The organism is Pseudomonas sp. CBZ-4 (assembly GCF_000346755.1).
Lineage (GTDB): Bacteria > Pseudomonadota > Gammaproteobacteria > Pseudomonadales > Pseudomonadaceae > Aquipseudomonas.
In genome coordinates, this window is record NZ_ANNV01000065.1 from 1 (window position 1) to 3906 (window position 3906).

Annotated in this window: 4 protein-coding genes; all 4 read right to left on the bottom strand. The window is 65.0% G+C overall.

What is annotated here, in order from left to right; translation table 11 throughout:
• Positions 1–56 precede the first annotated feature (56 nt).
• The 4 genes from fecE to B348_RS0107815 are packed head-to-tail and all read right to left on the bottom strand — an operon-like array spanning position 57 to position 3724.
• Complete coding sequence (fecE, locus tag B348_RS0107800) at positions 57–848, bottom strand: Fe(3+) dicitrate ABC transporter ATP-binding protein FecE (RefSeq protein ID WP_017735572.1); 792 nt, start codon at positions 846–848, stop codon at positions 57–59.
• Between the two features lie 4 nt (positions 849–852).
• Positions 853–1821, bottom strand: coding sequence for an iron chelate uptake ABC transporter family permease subunit (locus B348_RS0107805; RefSeq protein ID WP_017735573.1), 969 nt, complete (start codon positions 1819–1821; stop codon positions 853–855).
• The gene (gene fecC, locus B348_RS0107810) at positions 1818–2807 is read right to left on the bottom strand and encodes an iron-dicitrate ABC transporter permease FecC (RefSeq protein ID WP_017735574.1); all 990 of its coding nucleotides are present in this window, start codon (positions 2805–2807) and stop codon (positions 1818–1820) included. The genes B348_RS0107805 and fecC overlap by 4 nt, the downstream gene beginning before the upstream one ends.
• A 2-nt stretch (positions 2808–2809) precedes the next feature.
• Complete coding sequence (locus tag B348_RS0107815; RefSeq protein ID WP_017735575.1) at positions 2810–3724, bottom strand: Fe(3+) dicitrate ABC transporter substrate-binding protein; 915 nt, start codon at positions 3722–3724, stop codon at positions 2810–2812.
• Positions 3725–3906: the final 182 nt, after the last annotated feature.

Here is a 3906-nt window from a genome sequence, read left to right on the forward strand (position 1 = left end):
TGTGACTGATAAACCGCTATCGCAGGCAAGCCAGCTCCCACATTTTTTGAACCGAGTCAGGCTTGAGGGCGGGTGCTTTTTTCGATCAGGCACATGGGGGTGCCGGCTACCGGCTCCTGCATGATCTGCACCTGCACATCAAACACCTGGCGCATCAACTCAATACTGATCACATCTCCCGGAGCGCCATCGGCCACCAACCTGCCGCCATGCATCACCGCCAAATGGTCGGCATACCGACACGCCTGGTTGATATCGTGCAGCACCGTAATCACCGTCTTGCCTTCCGCCGCCAATTCCCCCATCAGATCCAACAGCTCAACCTGATGACTGATATCGAGGTAAGTGGTCGGCTCATCCAGCAACACCACCGGCGCGTTCTGCGCCAACACCATCGCCAGCCATGCACGCTGACGTTGCCCACCGGACAAATCCGCCAAGGCGCGATCCGCCAGCACGTCCAGCTCCAGGCGTTGCATGGCTTGGGTCACGTGGGACTGATCGTTGCCACTCAAACGCCCCCACAACGAGTTATGCGGGCTGCGGCCATAAGCAACCAACTGGCGCACGCTGACCCCTTCCGGCACCGGCAAGACTTGCGGCAAAAACGCGATCTGTCGTGCCAACTCGCGCGCGGAAAGGCTGCCGTAGGCCTGGCCATCCAGGGTCAGCTCACCCTGGGTCGGCTTGAGAATGCGCGCAAACGCCTTGAGCAAGGTGGACTTGCCGCAGCCATTGGGGCCGATCAGCGCCGTGACCTTGCCCGCCGGCGGCGTGAACGACAGCCCTTGCACGATGCGCGTCGCGCCGTAACCGATATCGAGCTGGTGTGCCTGCAGAATACTCATGTGATCAGCCCTTGAACCGTGCCAGCAACCAAAGAAAATACGGCGCGCCAATCACCGCCGTGAGCACCCCGGCGGGGATTTCGCTGGGCGCGATCAAGGTGCGTCCCAGCGTGTCGGCCAGCACCAGCAACAGTGCACCGATCAGCATCGCCGCCGGCAGTAAACACTGGTGATGCCCGCCCACCAGCCTGCGCGCCATATGCGGTGCGACCAGGCCAATAAAACCAATCGGTCCGATCACGCCTACGCCCAGGCTGGTCAGCAACACCGCGCAGGCCATCGCCAACCAGCGCGTGCGGTTCAGCGCAGTGCCCAGGCTGTGGGCGGCTTCGTCGCCAAGGGCGATCAGGTTCAGCGGCTTGGCCAGGCACAGGCCCAGCGGGATCAATACGAGGAACGGCAACACCAGCGCCACATGGTGCCAGTTGCGGCTCCACAGGCTGCCGGTGAGGGCGAGCAGCGCGGTGTTGATATCCAGCGGGTGGGACAGGATCAGGAACTCGGTGACGCTGGACAAGGTCACCGCAATCGCCACCCCGGACAGCGCAAAACGCACCCCGGAAAAACTCACGCCGGTGTTGTACAGCGCCAGCAGCAACGCGCCGCCCGCCCCGCCCAGGCACGCCACCAACGGCAGCCAGGCAATCGGCAACTGCGGCCAGCTGACGATCGCCACGGTCAGCGCCAGCCCGGCGCCCTGGGTCACGCCGAGGATTTCCGGCGAGGCCAGCGGGTTGCGGATCACGCCCTGCACAATCGCCCCGGCCAGGCCGAAGGCGGCACCGGCAAGGATCGCGATCAGGCTGCGCGGCAGGCGGTGGTTCCACACTTCAAAGTCGAGGGCGTCGTGGGCCAGCAGGCGCTCCAGCACGGTGGCGGGCTTGAGCCACAAGGTGCCCGCGCTGAGGCTGATAAACGTCGCCAGCAACAACAGGCCGAGCAACAGCCACAGACGCAAGGTCGGGCGGATCATAGGGCGCGCCTGGCAAGGAAGAGGAAAAACGGCGCGCCGATCAACGCGGTGACCACGCCCGCCGGGGTTTCCACCGGGAAGGCCACGGCGCGGCTGAGCAGGTCGGCGCCCAGCACGATCACCGCGCCCAAGGCGGCACTCAGCGGGATCAGCCAGCGGTAATCATTGCCAAGGAACTGGCGCAGGATATTCGGCGCAATCAGCCCGACAAAACCAATCGGCCCCACCGCGCAGACGCTCGCCCCCACCAGCAACAGGCTGGCGACAAACACCTGCAAACGCAGGCTGGCGATGCCCACGCCCAACGAGCGCGCGGCGTCTTCGCCGAGGTTGATCAGGTTCAGCCGCGGTGCACACCACAGCGCCCACAGGCCGCCGATCAAGGTGCACGGCCAGAGCAACTGCACTTGCGCGGCGCCGACGTTGGCCAGCGAACCGGCCAGCCAGTTGAGCACGCTTTGCGCCTGGGCCTCGACCAGGATCACCGTGAGCCGGGTCAAGGCCGCGCACAATGCGGCGACGGCCACGCCGGCCAATACCAGGCGACCCTGGGCGGTGGTCGGCGACCAGGCGCCGCCAAGGCTGAACACCGTGACCCAGGCCAACGCGCCGCCCACGCACGTCATCAATAACGCGCCACCGGCAAACGGCGGCGCGACCAGACCCGTCGAGAACAACGCCAAGCCCAACGCCGCGCCGGCCGTCACCCCAAACAAGGACGGCGAAGCCAGGCGATTGCGCGTAATGCCCTGCATCAGCGCCCCGGCCAGACCCAGGCAGGCGCCGACCAACGCCGCACACACCGCTCGTGGCACGCGCAGTTGGGCCACGATGTAGGCCATATTGCCGCCGACACTGCCCTGATGGACCAGGCCATTCCACGCGTCCGTCGCCGTGATCGTGAACGGCGACCAGCTGTACAGCGAGTACCAGAACAACACGGCGCCCAGCAGCACGATGCCCGCCGCCGCGAAACTGCGCCGCACGCTTATTGACTCAATACGGCTTTGCCGCCTTTGAGAATCGCCAAGGCGTCTTCGGCGATCTGCTCCGACGCCAGCACGCCACGGTTGCGCGCCCAGCTGTCGCCGTCCACTTCAGCGACGTGCTGATTGCGCACAGCGCCGAGCACTTGCCACAGCGGCTGTTTGCTCCAGCTATCGACGATGCTCGGGCGACGGTAATGACCCACCAGCAACCAGCCGGGGTCGAGGGCCAGCAGTTGTTCCAGGCTGACGAACTCGGTTGGCGCGGCGTTGGCGCGTACCGATGGCACTTTCAGGCCGATGGCTTGCAGCACGCTGCCGGCGTAGGAGTCCGGACCGTGCACGGAAAAGCTGTCTTCACGGGCGACGCCAAACAGCACGCTGGCGCCGGCGGGGATCTGTTGCGCAATGACCTTGAGGTTTTCGCGGTTCTGCTGGATACGCGCCTCCATCTCTGCGCTCTTGCCCAGCGCCTTGCCGATCAGCTCGGCGGATTTCAGGCTGCCCTGGTAATCCTCACCGCGTGACGGCAACAGCAACGTCGGCGCGATGCTCGACAGGTCGCTGTACAACGCCTGGTGGCGGTTGAGGTCGGCGACGATCAGGTCCGGCTTGAGCCGGGCGATTTCCTCGATGCTCGGCTGCGAGCGCAGGCCCACGGACTTCCATTGGCCGATGGCCTGGCGCACACGGGGCAACACGCGGTTGGCGTCGCCATCATCGGCGGCGCCCACGGGCGTCACTTCAACGGCGGCGAGGCTGTCGAGAAAGGAGAATTCCAGCACCACCACGCGCTTGGGCGCATCCGGCAGGTGCACGGCGTGTTGGCCGTCATTGAGGTCGATGGGTGCAGCGCTAAGCACGCTTGAAGAAAACGCCAGGAGGCAGGCGGCCAGGGTGGGGATGGAGCGCAGCATTCGCATGAAGAGGACCTCGGCGTTGAAACACCCAGGCTAGACAGGCCTGGGAAAACGGCGGCTACTATTCCATATCGGGGCGGTGTGATCAAAAAACATTCTCATTAGCCCCGCAAATGTGGGAGTTGGCTTGTGTGGGAGCTGGCTTGCCTGCGATAGCATCACCTCAGTGCATCTGATAC